Source organism: Cardinium endosymbiont of Culicoides punctatus (assembly GCF_004354815.1).
Lineage (GTDB): Bacteria > Bacteroidota > Bacteroidia > Cytophagales > Amoebophilaceae > Cardinium.
This window is the reverse complement of sequence record NZ_QWJI01000006.1, coordinates 18,826-38,719: the sequence shown is the minus strand read 5'-3', so window position 1 is coordinate 38,719 and position 19,894 is coordinate 18,826. Positions and strand designations below refer to the sequence as shown.

General features: G+C 33.5%; 17 protein-coding genes, 2 tRNA genes and 1 pseudogene. 15 read left to right on the top strand and 5 right to left on the bottom strand.

The window, feature by feature from the left end; all coding sequences use genetic code 11:
* Window positions 1-716: 716 nt before the first annotated feature.
* From CCPUN_RS04770 to CCPUN_RS04895, 8 genes and pseudogenes are all read left to right on the top strand, one after another.
* Window positions 717-1,805 carry a hypothetical protein gene (locus CCPUN_RS04770; protein WP_191283866.1) on the top strand — a complete coding sequence of 363 codons (1,089 nt, stop codon included), beginning with the start codon at window positions 717-719 and terminating at the stop codon, window positions 1,803-1,805.
* An 82-nt stretch (window positions 1,806-1,887) separates the two neighbouring features.
* Window positions 1,888-2,205 carry a hypothetical protein gene (locus tag CCPUN_RS01795; RefSeq protein WP_133281874.1) on the top strand — a complete coding sequence of 106 codons (318 nt, stop codon included), beginning with the start codon at window positions 1,888-1,890 and terminating at the stop codon, window positions 2,203-2,205.
* A 93-nt stretch (window positions 2,206-2,298) separates the two neighbouring features.
* Window positions 2,299-3,144, top strand: a complete 846-nt coding sequence (locus CCPUN_RS01790) for a hypothetical protein (protein ID WP_133281873.1) — start codon at window positions 2,299-2,301, stop codon at window positions 3,142-3,144.
* Between the two features lie 247 nt (window positions 3,145-3,391).
* Window positions 3,392-6,436, top strand: a complete 3,045-nt coding sequence (locus tag CCPUN_RS01785; RefSeq protein WP_133281872.1) for a hypothetical protein — start codon at window positions 3,392-3,394, stop codon at window positions 6,434-6,436.
* A 575-nt stretch (window positions 6,437-7,011) separates the two neighbouring features.
* Window positions 7,012-7,869: a hypothetical protein gene (locus CCPUN_RS01780; RefSeq protein WP_133281871.1), complete on the top strand. Its 858-nt coding sequence runs from the start codon at window positions 7,012-7,014 to the stop codon at window positions 7,867-7,869.
* On the top strand, window positions 7,856-8,230 hold the full coding sequence (locus CCPUN_RS01775) for a hypothetical protein (RefSeq protein WP_133281870.1): 375 nt from the start codon (window positions 7,856-7,858) through the stop codon (window positions 8,228-8,230). Before CCPUN_RS01780 ends, CCPUN_RS01775 begins: the two co-directional genes overlap by 14 nt.
* 63 nt (window positions 8,231-8,293) lie before the next feature.
* The gene (locus CCPUN_RS01770; RefSeq protein WP_165941899.1) at window positions 8,294-9,643 is read left to right on the top strand and encodes a hypothetical protein; all 1,350 of its coding nucleotides are present in this window, start codon (window positions 8,294-8,296) and stop codon (window positions 9,641-9,643) included.
* 91 nt (window positions 9,644-9,734) lie between these two features.
* Window positions 9,735-9,849 (top strand): annotated as a pseudogene (locus CCPUN_RS04895) (IS701 family transposase); the annotation flags it as partial.
* Between the two features lie 187 nt (window positions 9,850-10,036).
* Here CCPUN_RS04895 and CCPUN_RS01765 read toward each other — a convergent pair.
* The 4 genes from CCPUN_RS01765 to CCPUN_RS01750 form a co-directional block, all read right to left on the bottom strand.
* Window positions 10,037-10,108 (bottom strand) — tRNA-Glu (locus CCPUN_RS01765).
* Window positions 10,109-10,206: 98 nt separating this feature from the next.
* Entirely contained in the window at window positions 10,207-10,995 is a 789-nt protein-coding gene (locus CCPUN_RS01760; protein WP_133281868.1) for an outer membrane beta-barrel protein, read from the bottom strand.
* 163 nt (window positions 10,996-11,158) lie between these two features.
* Window positions 11,159-11,818, bottom strand: coding sequence for a tRNA (adenosine(37)-N6)-threonylcarbamoyltransferase complex dimerization subunit type 1 TsaB (tsaB, locus tag CCPUN_RS01755; RefSeq protein ID WP_133281867.1), 660 nt, complete (start codon window positions 11,816-11,818; stop codon window positions 11,159-11,161).
* A gap of 97 nt (window positions 11,819-11,915) precedes the next feature.
* The gene (locus tag CCPUN_RS01750; RefSeq protein ID WP_133281866.1) at window positions 11,916-12,836 is read right to left on the bottom strand and encodes a DUF3822 family protein; all 921 of its coding nucleotides are present in this window, start codon (window positions 12,834-12,836) and stop codon (window positions 11,916-11,918) included.
* Window positions 12,837-13,067: 231 nt separating this feature from the next.
* Between CCPUN_RS01750 and CCPUN_RS01745 the strand changes: the two genes are divergently transcribed.
* From CCPUN_RS01745 to CCPUN_RS01720, 6 genes are all read left to right on the top strand, one after another.
* Window positions 13,068-13,415, top strand: a complete 348-nt coding sequence (locus tag CCPUN_RS01745) for a DUF4296 domain-containing protein (RefSeq protein ID WP_133281865.1) — start codon at window positions 13,068-13,070, stop codon at window positions 13,413-13,415.
* Window positions 13,416-13,446: 31 nt separating this feature from the next.
* Window positions 13,447-13,923, top strand: coding sequence for a Smr/MutS family protein (locus CCPUN_RS01740; RefSeq protein ID WP_133281864.1), 477 nt, complete (start codon window positions 13,447-13,449; stop codon window positions 13,921-13,923).
* A gap of 91 nt (window positions 13,924-14,014) precedes the next feature.
* Window positions 14,015-15,964 carry a DNA topoisomerase (ATP-hydrolyzing) subunit B gene (gene gyrB / locus CCPUN_RS01735; RefSeq protein ID WP_133281863.1) on the top strand — a complete coding sequence of 650 codons (1,950 nt, stop codon included), beginning with the start codon at window positions 14,015-14,017 and terminating at the stop codon, window positions 15,962-15,964.
* Between the two features lie 150 nt (window positions 15,965-16,114).
* Window positions 16,115-16,300 carry a hypothetical protein gene (locus CCPUN_RS01730; RefSeq protein WP_133281862.1) on the top strand — a complete coding sequence of 62 codons (186 nt, stop codon included), beginning with the start codon at window positions 16,115-16,117 and terminating at the stop codon, window positions 16,298-16,300.
* Between the two features lie 426 nt (window positions 16,301-16,726).
* Window positions 16,727-17,257, top strand: a complete 531-nt coding sequence (locus CCPUN_RS01725) for a methylated-DNA--[protein]-cysteine S-methyltransferase (protein ID WP_133281861.1) — start codon at window positions 16,727-16,729, stop codon at window positions 17,255-17,257.
* A 377-nt stretch (window positions 17,258-17,634) separates the two neighbouring features.
* Complete coding sequence (locus CCPUN_RS01720) at window positions 17,635-18,123, top strand: hypothetical protein (protein WP_133281860.1); 489 nt, start codon at window positions 17,635-17,637, stop codon at window positions 18,121-18,123.
* A 451-nt stretch (window positions 18,124-18,574) separates the two neighbouring features.
* Here the strand turns inward: CCPUN_RS01720 and CCPUN_RS01715 are convergent, their stop codons facing one another.
* Window positions 18,575-19,261, bottom strand: coding sequence for a PD-(D/E)XK nuclease domain-containing protein (locus CCPUN_RS01715; RefSeq protein ID WP_133281859.1), 687 nt, complete (start codon window positions 19,259-19,261; stop codon window positions 18,575-18,577).
* Between the two features lie 284 nt (window positions 19,262-19,545).
* On the opposite strand from CCPUN_RS01715, the gene CCPUN_RS01710 reads away from it, so the two are divergent.
* A tRNA-Ile gene (locus CCPUN_RS01710) sits at window positions 19,546-19,619 on the top strand.
* Window positions 19,620-19,894: the final 275 nt, after the last annotated feature.

Genomic DNA, 19,894 nt, shown 5'->3' with positions numbered 1-19,894 from the left:
TCGCAGATACTAAACCTAAATGATCTAGAACTTTACTGCTTGCTTCCATATCAATACAAAATAAATTAATAATCAATATAAAATTACATAATTATTTAATTAAAAAAACTTTTTTTTAGTGCGGAATGTCGGATATAAAATTCTCAGTAACTATTAATCAGTTGACTATATAAAAATGGCACCCATGTATTTATAAATAATAGTCTTATTGATTTTGAATTTTTTTCGCATAGAAAATATTTTTTCAAATAAAATTATTTATTTATAATTGTCCATGTCAACAACGATATATGTGGGTTCTAGTTCTTTGTTCTAATCCCACCTTATTTTGACATTTAGTGTAGTCGTATCACCTTAGATGGTTTAACAATTAAATAGTTACTTGTAGAATTAGGTGGTGGTACAAATATATGATACTAAATTACTCAAACTAGATTTTATATTTTTGTTTTGATAATGAATATTGTATTGATTTTTTTGCATAAATAATTCTATTTTTTGTCTTTGTTAAAGCCATTATTTACTATATCTATGTTAGTGAGGCATTCAGAATAGCTTTCTGTAATGTGTTTGCTTAAAAAAAATTAACCACTTCTTATTAAACGATATAAAATACACTCAAGATCAAATACTTATTCCATCATATATTTGTACCACCACCTAGAATTATAATAGGTCCAGATATTTTACCTAGCATTACTTAATTTTTTTATACTATGAACCAATTATATCAATTATTTTTATGCTTAGCAGTACACTTACTGCTATTAAGTTGCAGTAAACAAAACGGTCATGGATTAAATAGTCATATGGCATTAAAAGAGACTTCTTCTTCTAATCCTAGTATAGAAACGATAACAGAAGGATTGGACTGTGATACCGATGTTTATCGTGTACATACGTACACAATAAGCGACTGTAAAACTATCAGTTTTATTCGAGAATTTAATAATGAATGGTTTGCGACCATAACAGAAAAAATAGGTTCATTTTCAATAGAAAAAAACTATTCTATCATATGGGGAGATGGTATATCTTTTACAAGTATCCAAAATGAGAAATGGCTTTCACGTCATCATATGTTAGTCAATGGTACTCATCTCTATATAGGTGAGATGGGATTGCGTGGTGGAGGTAAATGGAATCAAAATTTATGTTCAAGTTCTGACTGTAAAAATTCATATCTCAGATGTAGTAGATGTAATTGGGAATGTCATGAGGGTAGAGATGGAGGCACGCATGGATTGCATTTTATCCCAGTAATAGGCAGTTTGATTGTCTTTGGAAGAACAGCAGCTAATGGTTTTGATTGTAAAGGGAACTGGATTCAGATGTGTGAAAATCATTGTACATGCGTTTGTAATACCCATATAGTTTTATGTCCACGTTGTGATAAGTGTCAATATTGTGGCAAATCTTGTAAGCAATGTTGTAAATGTGCAGAAAAAAAGGCACAAAAAGATCGGGAAGAACAGGTACAACGAGAGAGGCAAGCGCAAGAGAGACGAGAGCGAGAAGCACGTGAAAGGCGAGAGCGAGAGGAAAGAGAGGAAAGAGCAGAACGGAATGCAAGATGGGAAAGGGAACGTAGAGCAGAGGAATATGCTCGCTACCAGGAAGCAGAAAGGAGAGCACGAGCTGATCAAGCACGCATAGCAAGAGAACGTCAGGCCAAAGAAGAACAAGACCGTTTGGTTCGTGAACGATTGGCACGTGAACAAAATGACTTCATAAATACCTTCAATATAGATGATGATATGGATGAGTCAACAACCCAAGATCAAGAATATCATCACGTACGATAGTAATGTGTAATAGCGTGTAGTATAAATTAATACGTCACGCTATCACTTTTTTGTACTTATATTGATTTTAAGTCACTTTATTATGATTTATTTTCCATGTAGGCGTCTTATTGCCCATATACTATTATTTGGTCAGCTACTATCCAGCTGCCAAGGCCCCTCTTTATACCGTTTGAGAGCCAGAAAATATAGTAATAATTCACATTCAATTAAAAGAGATCAATTATTTATACCTCCTGTTCCTATTACCTATGTAGCTAAAGGTGGCCATAAAGTATCATTTAAACAAGAATCAGATAAATGGCATGCTGATGTAGAAGAAAATCTACCTAAAGGTTTTACTAAGAAATTAGAAAATCTTCCTGTTCGTTGTCAAGAATCTTACAGTATAGAGACATGATCTGACCATACACCAGAGTGGCATACCCGCCATATTCATGTTGTATTTCCGTCTTCAAAAAAAAGGACTTCTGGCTTGGTTTACATTGGTGCGATGGGTCTACCTGGAGGCATAACTGTCACTGACGAGGCAGAATCCTCAAGTAGTTACCAATCCACTACACAAGATCGTGTTACAGAAAGAACAGACGATGTATGTGAAGAAGAACTGTTTTTACATAAAGTAAATATTACACCAGAAAAAAATGAGTCCCGTACTCGTCAAAATGGACAGCATATTCCATCTTACTTTTTTTCAACTCCGCAAACATCAACCACCACATATGATGATGAAGTATTTTATGATGCTACAGATATCCCATCTGAGACCAATACACACCATCTTAGACGTAGTAGTACACCATCTTATGCTGGCCCATCTACCCCACAACCCTGTGATTCATCAAGTGACTCTAAAGAATTTACTGAAATTCAGGATTCTGTATCAGACTTTATCACTTCCTATCTATCTCACTGCTCACCAGACAAAGTAGCCGATTTTAACTCCTCTATAGCTCCTCTTCTTCAAGAAAAATGTACTAAGCTATCTCCAGAGCAACAAGGTCCACTTTTAAATTACTTTGCGGAGACAGGTCACTTTTATCCTGACCTTTTCAAGGAGCATCCGGCTGATAAATGGCTTTTATTGTCTCTGATACAAGATATTAGTTTCCTATGTACAGAAGAAGAACGGACTACCGACCTACCACAGTTCTCTGAAAAATGCCATGAGATATGTACGACCTATACAGATAATGAGTTATATATTATACTAAATTTTTTACGCCGTCAGAAACAAATAGGTGCTTGCTCTCTATCTCAACTCACTGAAGCATTGGTTTACCTTCCTCCTAATGAATCTACGGTGGTGGTACAAATATATGATGGAATAAGTATTTGATCTTGAGTGTATTTTATATCGTTTAATAAGAAGTGGTTAATTTTTTTTAAGCAAACACATTACAGAAAGCTATTCTGAATGCCTCACTAACATAGATATAGTAAATAATGGCTTTAACAAAGACAAAAAATAGAATTATTTATGCAAAAAAATCAATACAATATTCATTATCAAAACAAAAATATAAAATCTAGTTTGAGTAATTTAGTATCATATATTTGTACCACCCGAATCTACGTTCCTCCGTATGTATACGGCTGATAAAAAACCATGGTTTCAGCTTTCAAAAAAACAATGGATTAATCAACAAGTACAATCCTATGTAGGTCACCATAGTAAAAGCGTAAAATGTCAACTTATTAGACAACTTGATCAACTTAATTCCCAACCAGATCTTATTACCAGTCTACTATCTAGTTCAGAACAGATCCCTAACTCGCCTATAATTATAGGCAATATTCTAGACCTTATACTGTTAACAGATTTGTCTCCTTCCAGCTATAGTAGTACTATTTACCGTTATGCTACTACTAAAAATGGCCTACAATCCATGTTTACTGAGCTTATTGATACTTTATGTGACCGTGACATATCTAATTCATTATTAGCACATAAAGAGACCTTATGTAAGCTCAAAACCCTTTTGAAACAATCTGTAAATGAACATAATACTGTTAGTTTATATAAGGATTTGGTACATTTTTACAACGATTGGTTACCTACCCTATCAGAAGCCCATGTCCCTATATTAGAACATGCACTAGATAGATTGATCACCTATCAAGTATCTCCAAAAACAAGTAAAAAAGCCCTCTCAATTATAAAAAATCGTCCAGAAACAAATTGGGATTCATCTATATATGACTTAGTTATTGAAGATACTTTTAATGATAGTAAAGACTATACATTAGATGAACTTATCGATAAAATTTATCCTAATCGTACCCCTACAGATGCTAAAAGCAAGGAAGCCCTTGAGGAATCCTATTCATCGATTATAAGTACCTATGAAAGTCAGTCCAGTATAGGTACTCTTTCCGATTTACCCATTATAAAAAATTGGGATGAAAGCCATTTATCCCAATGGGTATCATCTGTGAAAATATCTTCCCAAGTTCCACTTTATGAATATATAGCGGTTATTAACCGGGCTGTAGAGCTATACCATGGATATTCCCCCCGTATGACTCAATTATTGTCTGTTTATCTATTGCTCCACCGTCCTTCAAATAGCAGCCGTCTTTTACAAATCAATACAGGAGAAGGAAAATCCTTGATCCTTGCTATGGCAGCTTCCTACTATGGACTCAAAGGCAAGAAAGTAGACATTATTACCACCTCTGTAGAATTATCTCGCCCAGAGGTTATTAAGCAACATGGCTTTTATGCACTCTTTGGACTAAGTGTAGCAGAAAACAGTAAACTAGAACATACACAACAATCACCAGAACAACGTAAACAGCTTTACAAATCTGATATCATTTATGGTACAGCCAGTGACTTTCAAGGCGATATTTTACAAACAGAATTTTTAGGAGAAGATATCTTAACAGAACGCACCTTCGATATATGCTTAGTGGACGAAGTAGACAGTATGTTATATGATAGCCGTAAACATAGTGTTCGCCTCTCTAGCCTTTCTCCAGCTATGCAACATATGGAGCTACCCCTTGCCTTTATGTGGCAACAAGCCAATTATTTCTATAGCCATTTTGTAGAGCGAGAAGGCACCATCTATCTAGAAATAGATGGAGAAAGCCGTGAGATTGAAGATATCAATACCTTTCTTACAGAAGAACTTACTGAACAACTCAGCGAATCATTACGAGAACTAACCCCTGAAGAAGAAGTAGAATGGGAAGCGTGGAATGAGATACATGCCAAAGGGATCCTTATAGGTCAAGAGATAGCTAAGGCATCAGATGACTATACACGTCGTATGCGAGAAGAAGAGTCCCAACAATTACAAAAATTGCTCCATTTAACCTCCTGGGAAGTTAACAACCGAAAGCCTATTCTACATCTTCCTCCTCATCTCTTGCCCTTTGCCAGAAAGCAAATTCCAAATTGGATAAAGAGCATGATTACCAGTTTAAATTCATATAAAAAGGAATATAACTATACCATAAAAGAAGGTCGTATTGCTCCCATAGACTGTAGTTCTACCGGTGTTGTACAAAGTAATACCGTACTTAGTAATGGATTAACTCAGTTTTTGGAAATACGTGAGGGGCTACGCATCAGTCCCGAAGGCATTACAACCAACTTTATCTCCAATATTGCCTTTTTTAAGCGATATGGTAATGGTTTATGTGGTCTCACCGGTACACTTGGAACTACTGATACGCAATCTTTTTTGAATAGTATATATGGTTCAGATATGTTAACTATTCCTCCCCATAAGCACCGTATCATTCATAACCATCCAGATAGCACTTACCTATGTAAAGAACTTCCTACCCGTATCACCCACTCTACTGCTGAGTGGAAATCGGCAATCTGTGAGACGGTATTGGACAAAGCACGTCATGGATCTGCTGTCTTGATTATCTGCGAGTATATACAGACCGTTCATGAGTTACGTGATCAACTAGCTAGCCAGTATGATGCTACAAAGCTCTACACCTATGATGGCCATAGCCTTTTTGAAAAAAATGGTATGGATAGTGGAGAAATTTTAATAGCTACTAATATAGCTGGACGTGGTACGGACTTAGTTACAAGTGAATCTGTAGAGGATAACGGAGGTCTTCATGTATGTGTCACCTTTTTGCCAGAAAGCTATCGTGTAGAACTACAAAATGTAGGCCGTACAGCCCGACAAGGAAAAAAAGGTAGTGCCCAATTGGTTCTCTATCATCCTACTGCCAATCAAGTAAATATTCTTCGAGAGGAACGTAATACCGCAGAACAAGAAACTAGTATTCAAGCTAAAGCGGACGTAATAAAAATGTTGGCACAGGACTATCTTTTTAGTCTTTTCTGCTCTTTTATGGAGGAACTTTTCCCTAAATCAAGTATTGAACAAAAACAGAAAGCCCTAGAAGAAGCTACCAAAGGTTGGGAATCCTATGCCAATGAACACCTCAATACTGATACGTTAGCTCTTAAGTTCAATGAATATGTTTATCAACAAACAAATATTCAAATTGCTAATTATTTACGTAAATATCCCCCTGAACAACACGATGAAATAATTAAGGATACTACTTTCCGTACGCGTATAGAGGAAAAAATACGTAGTGTAAAAAAAGAGGTGGTGGTACAAATATATGATGGAATAAGTATTTGATCTTGAGTGTATTTTATGTCGTTTAATAAAAAGTGGTTAATTTTTTTAAGCAAACACATTACAGAAAGCTATTCTGAATGCCTCACTAACATAGATATAGTAAATAATGGCTTTAACAAAGACAAAAAACAGAATTATTTATGCAAATAAAATCAATACAATATTCATTATCAAAACAAAAATATAAAATCTAGTTTGAGTAATTTAGTATCATATATTTGTACCACCACCTTAAATGAAAATAAATTCTTTTATAAAATTTGATTATGAGTCCATTTTTATAGTTCTAGATCTATACTTATAATCTTAAGTTAATAGACCTGTTGCGTAAGTAAACAGATCAAAGAACTTAAATTATTGCATATAGTGAATTGACCATAAATGATCAAAAATAAGCAAAAAATAATGCGTATTTGTTTTTTTATGTTAAAAAAGGTGTTTTTAGAATAGATTTTAATCTACTTCAAGCATTCTAGGACTTACGTAACAGGTCTAATGTATCAATTAGGCAGTGCTTAACTGTACTAATGAATCAATATTATTGTAAAGCTTAAAAAATTAATAGTCTAAATTTTATGATAGCTAAAAAACTTATTATTATAATCTTTGTCACTGTAATGGAAATTTCATCTTTAAGCGCTAGCATGGATCAATCATATCCCTCTCATACTGCTGGGTATATTAATTGTCCTTCTTGGGTATTATATTTACTACATCATAAAGGTTATAAACTTTATGAACCGCCAAAAACTATTTTACAAAATGGAGCAAAATGGGGAACTTGGGTTACTTTTCCACAAAAAATTGACGCTATACAGGCACGTGTAGGTAAGGTAAAAGAACCTATGGAATTATTACTTTCACAAGATTTTTTATGCATATATAAACATCCTAATTACTATCGGCAAGCAGTTCTAAATTATCTAGCAGACGATAAGTATGCTTTAGAGCAAAAGAAAATAGCTTTATATGCTATTTCAAAAGAAAGTATCAATCTATTACAAGATTATTATGAGCTTTATAAGAACAAAAAAATCAATCTAGATCTTTTAGAATTATCTTTCATTATTAGCTTAATTCATTGTGAGTATCAAGGTAGTGTTTTAAAATCACTAAGCTCAGAGCAGCATGATTTTTTAGAAAAAATTGTAGAAGAATTTCCCGTTGAAGCCTCTATAAATAGAAACTTAAAAAAAATTTTACAAGGTACTATACCAGAATCTTGTCATGAAAAACTGGATCCTGACTGTTCACTTGGTGCAAATTACTACGAATCCAAATTGCCTTTCTTAGAAATTATACGTTATGCAGAAAGAGAAAGAAACGCATCAGAAACAATAAAATTTGGAGGTGTTTTTTGTGGGTTAGAAATCCCCCCATACTTTTTAATGGTTATGGATCATCCATCATCTTATTACTGTGACTTCATCTGAAGAAGCCTCTATCTACGCTGCTTTTATGGACAGTACTTGTGAATGGTATCGAAAAGGGGAACTTTCTACAGGTCATTTATATCAACTATTTTATTGTGAAATACCTAGTTTTTATGAACAACCTTTTACTACGTTTTATAAATATCCATTTTTTATCTTAGAATATAAAAATGAAATAATCCAGGAAGCTTTAAACAAATTCATAGCAGAGCCTACTATCCCAGAGGGTCTTAAAGAAATTGCGCGTAAAATAAAAAATGGAACTTTAGCTACTAAAGAAGAGATGGCTTATATGAGGGGCTATCGTGAGTTCCGAAAAACCCATTTTACATTGTATGAAACGATACCGGCACGTGAATGATAAAAGAAACATGCTAAAAATTTTACTCATAAATTATTTAGCAAAACAAAATCTTAGAAAGAGATGATGAACATTTTGAATAATTTAATGGTGCGGTTTATACAAAAAACTTTTTATGCAAGTATTGTATACATATTACATCTCCTTTTTGCGCCTGTATCATATGAAAATATTGAATATCAAGGCTATCAATCTAAATTAGGCCATCCTTCATGGACAACATGTCTATGTGATTACCCAGACTATAAACAGTATAAAGCACCTAGTGACATAACCGTAAACGGCTGTAATTGGGGAACATGGGTGACCTTCCCGCAGAAAGTAGAAGCGATACAAGCAATAGTAGGTAGTTATACAAATCCTATAGAATTTTTCAGATCTAAAGATTTTTTGGCTATGTATATGCACAATGGTTATTATTATGATGCAGCATTGGATTATTTAGCTAACTCCTGTTATACATTGGAACAAAAGAAGTTTGTTATTTATGCTATGGGTGGTAAATCTACATCGTTATGTACAAATACGTACAAATTATATAAGGCGCATAAAATTGATTTGCAACTACTCACTCTGATATACTCAATTCATATCAGCAATATTATGAAAACTGGTAATCGCTATAAGAATGTAGCGAACACATTAAAAAATAATGGAAAATTACGTGATTATCTATTAGCAATGCAACAAGATCTTCCTAAAGAGTCAGAGCTATATGTATGGATTCAAGAGTTATTTAACAATCGTTTCCCAGAATCTTGGCGTGCGCTGATGTACGCAGATCATCTGTTGTATCAAAAATATGGATCAGAAGGAGGAGAACTCCCATACTATGAAATCATAACCCGTGCAGTAGAAGATTATAAACAATGGCAACAATATCTTCTTTATTATGATCCAATGCCACTGAATATCTCTACACCAGCTTATTTTTTAATGGTTTTAGAACATCCTGCTTTCTACTACCCTTTTCAGTTTGGTCCTTATTCACATTCAAAAGACGGTGTAGACATATTACGCGATCCAGAATATAGTCCTGAAGAAAAGTCCATGGCTATTTTGGCTATGTCTCAACTAGACGCCACTAACTATGCCTTCATTATAGAAAATGCATGTGACTGGTATCGTAAAGGAAGGCTTTCGGTAGAACATCTGTATCAGTTATTTAAGGTTGACTTGCCAACGTTTTATAAATATCCTTTTTTTATTATAGATTATAAAGATAAGGAAGTACAAAAGGCCTTAGATAAATTCATAAGTATCCCTACTATCCCAGAGGGTCTTAAAGAAATTGCGCGTAAAGTAAAAAATGGAACTTTAGCTACTAAAGAAGAGATGGCTTATATGAGGGGCTATCACGAGTTCCGAAAAACCCATTTTACATTGTATGAAACGATACCGGCACGTGGATGATAAAAGAAACATGCTAAAAATTTTACTCATAAATTCTAGCAGACTTCTTTCGAAACTATCATTATCCACTATATTTGTTGAGTAAATCAAGTCCTATCTTTCAGAGATAGTTCAAGGCCTTGAACATGATAGTGTATGGCCGCCATCTCAGCGGATCAAAATTACCCAGTAGAGCTATATGGGAACATGTAAAAAAAGCTATTCTTTTACTACATCTACGTTAATAAGGCATTCAGAACAGCTGTTTGCAAAAAAAATGCAACTCTATAAAGGCAACATTGGTCACTGATATACTTAAAGGACACACTGGTTAAATATCCTACACCTAAGATATTTAATAGTGATTAAGGTAGTACAGTATACTGTACATAATTCACATGGAGATAAAGATTGTAGCCCGTAGGGGAATCGAACCCCTGTTTTCAGGATGAAAACCTGATGTCCTAACCCCTAGACGAACGGGCCATAGAAATAACGGACATCCAACTTTATGGATGCCCGTTACCGTTAATTGATATATGTAATACTAACTAAGTTGTATTTACATATATATTCAGGAAAAATTAATCACAGAATGCAGCTGCAAGATTGTAAGAAATACCTAGATTAAAATTATGTGTATTTAACTTTTTCAAACCAACAGTCTTCTGAAATATGGATTGTTCTTTATCCTTATCTTTTTCTCCAAATCTATTTATAAAGCCATAACCATAATTGCTTTCGATAGCAAGGCCAAAAGGAAATTCATATCCGAGACCGACATGAGCCCCTGCATCAAAACCTGGAAGTTCTTTCTTTTTGTTAGCATCCTCTTTTATCTTATCTCCTGTTACGTTTGCATCAGCTTTACCATCAGCACCCTTTTGCTCAATATGTGTAGACAATGGAAGATAAGCAAAACCACCTACAAATAGCTTTAATATACCATTATCTTCCTCACGACCAAGTGGATAAACACATAGATAGAGAGGAACATGTATACCATGTGAAGTCATATTTATACTGGATTCATCCTTATTCTTATTCTCCTTATCCTTATCACCAGATGATGCACTACTATCTGCCTTTGCAACTAATTTACCTCCTTGATTCATATAGCCTGCTGCTAGCCCCAAACCAATATAATCATTGAAGGCATACTCAGCATACAGATGACCAGAAGCAAATGGATTACCAAGGAATAGAGAAGCTACAGCTTTACCTGATAATTTAGCATCGCTATCAGCAGAGAAGCTAGAATTACTAAAGGCTACTTTAACACCATAACTAAGTGGATCCATTTCTGCTTGTGCATGATTTACAACAGCAAGAGCCAATGCACTAGCAGCCAAAGTTTTTTTTATTACTTTCATAATTGTTATTTAATTGTATATCTTTCTATTTAATTAATTAGTTCCTATTTATGCTTTACATAACAACTAGCTTAGCCCGTTGACCACGCAAGCATTAATGATAACAATATTATAACTATTTTCTGATAATAACAAATAAATATTCTTATTTTCTTTATTTTTCTTAAAATTGACTTAAATAATAAGGCTCATAACAAGCTATTTCTTGCCAATCTTGTTTTTCGAATTTGGCAAAGGCAAGAAAACCTATCTGCTTTGCAGAAGGAAGCACCCCTTCTATAAATCGAATGTTTTTGTTTTCCAATAAAAAATCTTTACACTTAGTAACACCATCTCCAAAAAAAATCAAAGGTTGATTGGGCAGTGATTTCCTATATGCTTCATCATCCAAAAATGCTACATGTGTAGGTTTTTTTATTTGCCTATCTTTATCGATGATGAGGGTATAAATGGCGGATCGCCTTGCATCAATTGCTGGACAAAGCAAAGTTGCCCCATCTATACAAAAACTCATTTCATAAGCCATAGCTTCTAATGTATCAATAGCAATAAGTGGTATATTTAACCCATAACAGAGACCCTTTGTTACGGCTGCACCAATACGAAGTCCCGTATAAGAACCAGGGCCATGAGAAATGGCTATGGCATTTAGATCTTTTCGCTCACATGGACTAATCTTAAATAGATTATCTATAATTACCATAAGAAATTCCGCATGAGAACAAGCATTTACCAGTGTGGTATGGGCTATCAGATTACCTGCATTGTGCAAGGCAGCTGAGCAAACTTTTGTAGATGTTTCAATACTTAATATCAGAGACATATATATTTAGATGAGTGTAATTTTTAATCTTTTCAACATGTAAGCATATGCAATATTATCATTAAACCATACACTAGTATGACATGCAAGAAATAATTTATTGGAATCCCCCCTTTTTTTCCTTACTATGCGGATGGCAAAGCAAACTACTCATAACATCAAAATACAAAATAGGCAAATGGCCACTCTGCTTTAAAAAATGGGTATTTAAGTTCAAAAAATGAATCTTCGTCTTGAATTTAGTTTGTGGAATGTAGTTTTTAAGTCTATAATAGGCTAATGATTTTTTTTCAATCAATCCAGCTACAAATAATGTGCAAGCATTACGTTCTAATTTCATAATCTGTACCACAGCAGATATGCAAGCTAAAAAGTCATCAGAGGTATCATATGTAAAAATATTGTAATACAATATTCTTTTTTTATCATACACAACTATATGACAATAGGATGCTTCTATCCATACAAATAGTTCCGTTTTATAGGTTGATGTAGACTCCATCTGGATGCCCTCAATAATGGCATTGGATTGATGAATAATCTGAAAATTATTATTGGTATAACGTTTCCTAAACCAATTGAGCACAGACGCATTTTCTGAAAATACAACAGACATTTTAGCCAGTGCATGGGTGAAAACAAGCACTTCATCATTCGGGTCTAGTCCACAAGCAGCGTGCATGTAAATGGGTAAATCTTTTTTACTTAGTAACAAATGAGGGAAAAGCGTAAATTTCTGATTTGACACAGATAATGTTACAGAAAACCAGTCTTTTTTTATTAAAAAAAATTCTTGGTTATAAAACTGCTCTAAACTTTTAATATAGGTTGGATCTGTTTTATCAAGAGGAAGTTCATAGACATTTAATAATAAACACTCATAAGTAGCATGTTCTATGCAAGCTACTTTGATTATACCATCACCTATGGTTATAGACAAGTGATAGTTGGTACTTTTGTCTAGGTTAAATTTTTTTTTATAAACAACAGAGAAAACTTTCTTTGGAAACACTTCCATAATTAATTTTTGTATGAACTATCGTTATCTGTATGAAAATGTTTAATTAACCTACTGTAAAACCTATTAAAATAACCTAGACTACTCAACGCTTTTTCTTGTTTATCCCTACAAAATGAAATCTTCAGTATAGATGCCTACCCATCAATCCAACGATTTTTTCCTGCTTTGATTCAATAAATATATGTATTTTTACTTAACTTTGTAGCAGACCAACACTTCTATGCCTTAATGAAAAAATATACTACGCTCTTTTTTACTTTGTTATTCCTAGGGATAGGAAAGTTGGAACCAATAGCAAGTACTACGACCAAAGCTACTCCAAAAGTAATCAACGAAATACTTTTCGTGAACATATTAAGGGATATAGAGTTATTAAATGCTTGGATAGCTAATAAAAACTTACCTAAAGAAACTGCAGATATTGTTTATGCTCAACACTACCAAGCGATTCTCTCCTTATACCAAGTGGATCAAAAAAAATTTGAAGAAAGTATAGCCTTCTATTTGAAGCATTCTCTAGAAAGAGCTACGAAAGTATATGAACAAACATCTATTGCTATAGAAGCGCTTCTTTAATTTCTATCCTTTTTTATTTTATAAAAAATAGATGAGCCCAAAGATCAATATTACAGTAGGCAGTTATGTTCGTATTAAAGATCAAACTACTATCGGGCAAGTCGTACGCATAAATAAACAGAAAGCATTGGTTTCTACTGACTCTTTTCATATTTGCCTTCCTATTAAGGATATCGAAATGGTTATGCTTAAGTATAATGGTATCCCTAAAAAGAAAAATAAATATAATCAAGCGAATGGTTATAGGCTAACCAGGCCAACTCAACTCAAGGATCCTGTTCTTGACCTGCATGGTTGCAATAGCGCACAAGCACAATATGAACTAGAAAAATTCATTGATCGTGCATTATTATCGGGTCATAGTCAATTAAAAATTATTCATGGAAAGGGAAGTGGTATTTTACGTAATGTTGTGCGTAATTATCTTCGTCAACATCATTTGATTAGACGTGTAGTAGAAAATAGCCCTATGCATTGTAAAGATGGTGTAACTATAGCTGAAATCTAGAAATTGTGGATTATATAATACTCCTTTGAAAGAAAGCTAGTATCTTTAAGATTGTGCGTACAATTGCATTTTGTTTAAACCAATTTATAAAATGATCCCAACTATTAACGATTATTCAGCAGATAGTATTCAGATTTTAGAAGGACTAGAAGCCGTTCGCAAACGTCCTGCTATGTACATTGGAGATGTCGGCATAAAAGGATTACATCACCTTGTTTGGGAAGTGGTAGATAATTCTATTGATGAATCACTTGCAGGGTATTGCACTGAAATACATATTACCATCCATGAAGATAACACCATTACGATCACAGATAATGGACGTGGCATTCCTACGGATATACACCCAAAAAGCAATAAATCAGCACTAGAGATAGTCATGACTGTATTACATGCAGGCGGGAAATTTGATAAAGATAGCTACAAGATATCTGGAGGATTACATGGCGTGGGTATCTCTTGTGTTAATGCCTTGTCAGACCACTTAGAAGCTATAGTATACCGTAATGGGAAAATCTATAAACAAGAATATGCAAAAGGAATACCGCTCTATCCTGTCAAAGAAATGGGCGAAACAAACTTAAGAGGCACTACCATTCATTTTGCTCCGGACCGTTCTATCTTTACAACTACCGTGTATAACTTACACACCATTACCAACAGGCTCCAGGAATTGGCCTATCTTAATGTTGGGCTAAAAATGACTTTAGAAGACCTTCGTGAAAAAGACGACCAAGGCAACCCTATGCACCAAGCCTTTTATTCCGAAGGTGGCCTTCGAGAGTTTGTTTCCTACTTAGACAGTACAAAAGAGTCTATTATGCCCGCCCCTATTTTTGTGGAGGGAGAAAAAAATGATGTGGTCGTTCAAGTTGCTATGACCTATAATACTGGCTATTCCGAAACGGTAGTATCTTATGTAAACAATATCAATACTGTTGAAGGAGGTATGCATGTAACTGGATTTAGAAGGGCATTGACACGCACCTTAAAAAGCTATGCGGATAAATCTGGTCTGCTTGAAAAAGCTAAAATAGAGATTATTGGGGATGATTTTCGAGAAGGGCTAACTGCTGTAGTATCTGTAAAAGTAGCAGAACCTCAATTTGAAGGGCAAACTAAGGCCAAACTAGGCAATGCAGAGGTGCAAGGAGCAGTAGACACCTGTGTAGCTGAAGTTTTACATTATTATTTAGAAGAACATCCTAAGGAGGCAAAACTTATTGTTGCCAAAGTAATTGTAGCGGCCCAAGCGCGTCAAGCTGCTAGAAAAGCACGTGAAATGGTACAACGTAAGAATGTATTAACCAATAGTAGCCTCCCTGGCAAGCTTGCCGATTGTTCCGAAAATGATCCTACATTATGTGAACTTTTTTTGGTAGAGGGTGATTCTGCTGGAGGTACCGCTAAAATGGGGAGGAATAGAAGATTTCAAGCCATACTGCCTTTAAAAGGAAAAATTTTGAATGTAGAAAAAGCGCAAGTATACAAAATATACGATAATGAGCAAGTTAGAAATATGATTACCGCATTAGGTGTTGTGATAGGCACAGAAGGAGACGATAAGGCTGTTCATTTAGATAAACTACGCTACCACAAAATTGTGATTATGACCGATGCAGATGTAGATGGAAGTCATATCCGGACCTTGATTTTAACTTTTTTCTTCCGTTATCTGCGTAGCATTATAGAAAAGGGATACTTATACATTGCCTCTCCCCCACTCTACCTAGTTAAAAGAGATAAAGAAGAGCAATATTGTTGGACAGAATCAGAAAAAGACAGCTGTATCACAAGATTTAGTGCTAGAGATGGAAAAGTTGATGCTGTGTATGTACAGCGTTACAAAGGCCTAGGCGAGATGAATGAGATCCAACTATGGGATACTACTATGGATCCAGCCCATCGCAATCTGAAACAAGTAACGATAGAATCGGCACTTGCTGCAGAACACCTTTTTTCTATGTTAATGGGAGATGAAGTACCACCTCGCAAAGAATTTATAGAACGTTATGCTAAATATGCTAATTTGGATATTTAGTTCTTTTTCCGTAGTATTTACTTAACTTAAATAGTGTTCTTCTTGATTGTTTTTTTACTATGATTTTATTTGCTCAATATATAATAGTATAAATCCATAGAAAAGACACATATGATGCTATATTTTTTAATAATTTAAACACAACAAGTCATGTTTAGAAATTTGTATTACCTAGTACTAGGTATTATATTAGGGGCCATTTTAGGTATTTTAGTATGTGATGAAACTAAAAAGAAAATAACGGAAGCCATTCGCAATAAATCCAAACTGCTATCTGGTTGTTGCAAATCGTCATCTGATAAAGTAGTAGAAACTGTTAAGGCTTATCTTGATTAAGCATATTATAAATAGTAATGCTTTCTTAGCAACTTGTTTACTTAAATATTTTTAAGTCGAATACTTTTCACGTGTTGTGACGTATATATGGAAATACATTTATAAAAACTTCCCATCACACACGTGAAGGGTACAAGGTATACTTCTCTGTGTTATTCATTAAATAACCTATCCATGTGTAAAAAACTACCTTTGAAAAGCCTCTTTTTAGGGATTATATTGATATTGATTTTTTTGTCTGATAAACGAAAAAGTAAAATAAAAAAAAGTCTTTATAAGCAAATCCGACAAACAGCATTAAATATCATACAGCGTCTTCTAAAAGATTTTATTAGAAAAGGAGTTATTCGATATCTCTAACTCAGTTTTTATGGTCAGGTGAAATAATCTTTCCATATAAAACGAAACGGAAAACAGCTAAGCCTTATGCAAGCAGATACCATAACAAACATTGGTTATCAATTTTTTTGGACGCCTATTGGTTCCATGATTGGGTATTTTTCATCTAAGGGGCTTTGTCTATTAGCATTCTCCGATAGCAAAAGATTAGCATCCAAACAATTGCAATTACAAAAAAAATGCAAAGCATCTTTCAAATTAAATTCAAACGCACATACCAATCAATTACAAAAAGAACTTACGGAGTATTTTTGCGGAGAAAGAAAGGTATTTTCAACACCATTAGATAAAGTAATAGGTAGTCCTTTTCAATTATCTGTTTGGGATGTTTTGGAACAAATACCTTATGGAAAAACAATCAGCTACAAAAATCAGGCAATAACTGTAGGGCAACCCAATGCCATAAGAGCCGTTGCAAATGCTAATGGGCATAATGCCATATCCATTTTAATTCCTTGTCATAGGGTAATAGGTAAGAATGGAACATTAACAGGGTATAGCAGTGGTCTAGAACGCAAAAAATTCTTGCTGGATTTAGAATCGTCTTTTAATGTATAATTCACTTAAAACGAGCCATAAAAAATAAAAAACATATTTTGTTATGCAACCAAAACAAATTATTATATCCACTGGGGTGGCTTAGCATCATATAGTTAAACCATAACCCCTTAAGGATACGTTACAAATTTATAAACTGAATTTCATCCACCTTCCAGATTAATTTGATACATATCTTGTAGTATATAATTTATTTTGTATAAATTTGTACTTATAAATTACCTAATAAGGTTCTTATACGTCTGGTTTTATATGTATAACACAATTAATCTATTTTATAAAAAATGAAAACATATCTTATTGCGCATTACAGGATTCTGTCTTTATCATTAACAATAATGTGTTTTATTAGCTCTTGTAATAAGACAGTAATGCATATGGATAATAATAGTACATCACAAGATAACAAAAGGAAAGCATCAACATACAGCACTACACTGTACATGACTAATATAGCTCATAATAACGCACAAAAATCAAGATTAGAAGATATAGAAAAACGTGCTCTCTATCATGGAGAGATAAGTAAAGAAGATTTTAAAGAGCTCATAGGTTATTTAGATACTAAGACCAATGAGATCATTTGTAATAAAATAAATATTCTAATAGCATTAAAAGCAAAAGGCATCCTAAGCAAAGAAGAAATAGATATCATCATAAAATGCTTAATCTCAATAGAGACTCTAACAGCATTAGAAGAAAAAGGCATCCTAAGCAAAGAAGAAAGCACCCTAAGCAAAGAAGAAATGGATACCATCAAAGACTTAATCTCAAAGAAAGGGAACAAAAGGACCATTCTAAACAAAGATGCAAAAAAGATCATCGATGAAAAAATAAAAAAAATAAGGAAAACAAAAAGGATCTAGAAAAATTAAAAAATAATACCATCAATAATACAGCCGAATACAGTACTTTTAAAAGTATATGGAACAATGGACAAATTGATCGCAACACCGAAATAGAAACTGGTAAAACACCTCTTGGTCTAGCAACAGAGCTTGGTCTTTTAGATATTATCGAAACAATGACACGTAAGACAATGCCAGGATGTCTCAGCCCTTATATGAATTGCCTTGCAAGGATTGCAGGTCAGCCGATTAACCATCAAGAAGCCAAAATGACTCCAGCCAACTATAAGCGGCCGGTATATGTAGGATAATCGTTCTTGGCACACTCAATGCTGAATAATAGCTAAAAAGAATAAAAATTATCCGACATTGAGTTACCCCTTAGTCAAAGAAATATTTCTTTGAACAAAGAGATATAGCTCAATGTCGGATTTAGCGAGGCTTTTGAAAAGATTGTGTAAAATGTTTGTTATCCGTGTCTAGTGTCTCTACTAAGATTTTTCTTACGTTTATCTAAATGATCTAAAAAAGCATCTCTATCAGATATTTCATTGCCTTGAAAGTCATAATATTTACACTCATAATCATTAAAATTACGCTTATCACTATCAAAATTTATTCCTATAACAACAATATCCTTATTCTGACGAACATACTGTTGTATATACTTAGTATTTTTAGTCTGTTCTATTGCAGTATGAGCATTTTGGTCATGTTTTAATTCCAATAGATAAGTAATATTCGGTATAGAATTAACAACAATATCTATCCTTCCTACATTAGAACATTTTTCACTTTCTGGATTTAGTTTAGCTCCTCTTAAAAAAGCATGAAGCACTGAATAGTAAAAAGCTTCATTTTTATTTTGTTCTTGTAAAAAGAAGAAATAAGGAATACTTGAAAAAGAAGATTCAAGAGTAGACATAAAACCATCTATATCTACTGCTACCAGCGCATTTATTAAGTTATCTTCACTAGTTTTACCTTTTGATTTTACTGTTTCATTGAGTTCTTCATATAATGAGTCTTTAAAAGATTCTCTTACTTCATCATTAGGGAATTTTACGGTGGTGGTACAAATATATGATACTAAATTACTCAAACTAGATTTTATATTTTTGTTTTGATAATGAATATTGTATTGATTTTTTTGCATAAATAATTCTATTTTTTGTCTTTGTTAAAGCCATTATTTACTATATCTATGTTAGTGAGGCATTCAGAATAGCTTTCTGTAATGTGTTTGCTTAAAAAAAATTAACCACTTCTTATTAAACGATATAAAATACACTCAAGATCAAATACTTATTCCATCATATATTTGTACCACCACCAAAAAAATAAACATATATTCTGTTTTTTACAAAAAAAATTGTAATATTGTTAATTATAGTAATTGATGTACTGCATTTGTATGTCAAAAGTACTGAATTAGGTAAGGGGCTCATAGCTCAGTTGGTTAGAGCATCTGACTCATAATCAGCAGGTCCCAGGTTCAAGTCCTGGTGGGCCCACTTATGTTAATAGCATGAAACGTCGTAGTTATTAGCGTTTTCTATCCAATTTGATTGGTATAAAACCATAGAAAGCACATTTAAGTCATATTTCTTGTTTTCATTTTACAGAAAGCTGTTCTGAATGCATCACCAATGTAAATGCAATAAAAAAATGACCCCAATAAAGACAAAAACAAAACTGTTTAATGGAAATAAAATAAAATTATTTACTCATTATCAGTATAAAAATATAAGAGCTAATTTAGGCCACTTCGTATCGTATCATTTAATCA

Excerpts from the sequence above, each read along its gene's own strand:
- CCPUN_RS04770 (WP_191283866.1), top strand. The coding sequence starts at position 717 with ATGAACCAATTATATCAATTATTTTTATGCTTAGCAGTACACTTACTG.
- CCPUN_RS01795 (WP_133281874.1), top strand. The coding sequence starts at position 1,888 with ATGATTTATTTTCCATGTAGGCGTCTTATTGCCCATATACTATTATTT.
- CCPUN_RS01790 (WP_133281873.1), top strand. The coding sequence starts at position 2,299 with ATGGGTCTACCTGGAGGCATAACTGTCACTGACGAGGCAGAATCCTCA.
- CCPUN_RS01785 (WP_133281872.1), top strand. The coding sequence starts at position 3,392 with ATGTATACGGCTGATAAAAAACCATGGTTTCAGCTTTCAAAAAAACAA.
- CCPUN_RS01780 (WP_133281871.1), top strand. The coding sequence starts at position 7,012 with ATGATAGCTAAAAAACTTATTATTATAATCTTTGTCACTGTAATGGAA.
- CCPUN_RS01770 (WP_165941899.1), top strand. The coding sequence starts at position 8,294 with ATGATGAACATTTTGAATAATTTAATGGTGCGGTTTATACAAAAAACT.
- CCPUN_RS01760 (WP_133281868.1), bottom strand. The coding sequence starts at position 10,995 with ATGAAAGTAATAAAAAAAACTTTGGCTGCTAGTGCATTGGCTCTTGCT.
- tsaB (WP_133281867.1), bottom strand. The coding sequence starts at position 11,818 with ATGTCTCTGATATTAAGTATTGAAACATCTACAAAAGTTTGCTCAGCT.
- CCPUN_RS01750 (WP_133281866.1), bottom strand. The coding sequence starts at position 12,836 with ATGGAAGTGTTTCCAAAGAAAGTTTTCTCTGTTGTTTATAAAAAAAAA.
- CCPUN_RS01745 (WP_133281865.1), top strand. The coding sequence starts at position 13,068 with ATGAAAAAATATACTACGCTCTTTTTTACTTTGTTATTCCTAGGGATA.
- CCPUN_RS01740 (WP_133281864.1), top strand. The coding sequence starts at position 13,447 with ATGAGCCCAAAGATCAATATTACAGTAGGCAGTTATGTTCGTATTAAA.
- gyrB (WP_133281863.1), top strand. The coding sequence starts at position 14,015 with ATGATCCCAACTATTAACGATTATTCAGCAGATAGTATTCAGATTTTA.
- CCPUN_RS01730 (WP_133281862.1), top strand. The coding sequence starts at position 16,115 with ATGTTTAGAAATTTGTATTACCTAGTACTAGGTATTATATTAGGGGCC.
- CCPUN_RS01725 (WP_133281861.1), top strand. The coding sequence starts at position 16,727 with ATGCAAGCAGATACCATAACAAACATTGGTTATCAATTTTTTTGGACG.
- CCPUN_RS01720 (WP_133281860.1), top strand. The coding sequence starts at position 17,635 with ATGGATAATAATAGTACATCACAAGATAACAAAAGGAAAGCATCAACA.
- CCPUN_RS01715 (WP_133281859.1), bottom strand. The coding sequence starts at position 19,261 with ATGCAAAAAAATCAATACAATATTCATTATCAAAACAAAAATATAAAA.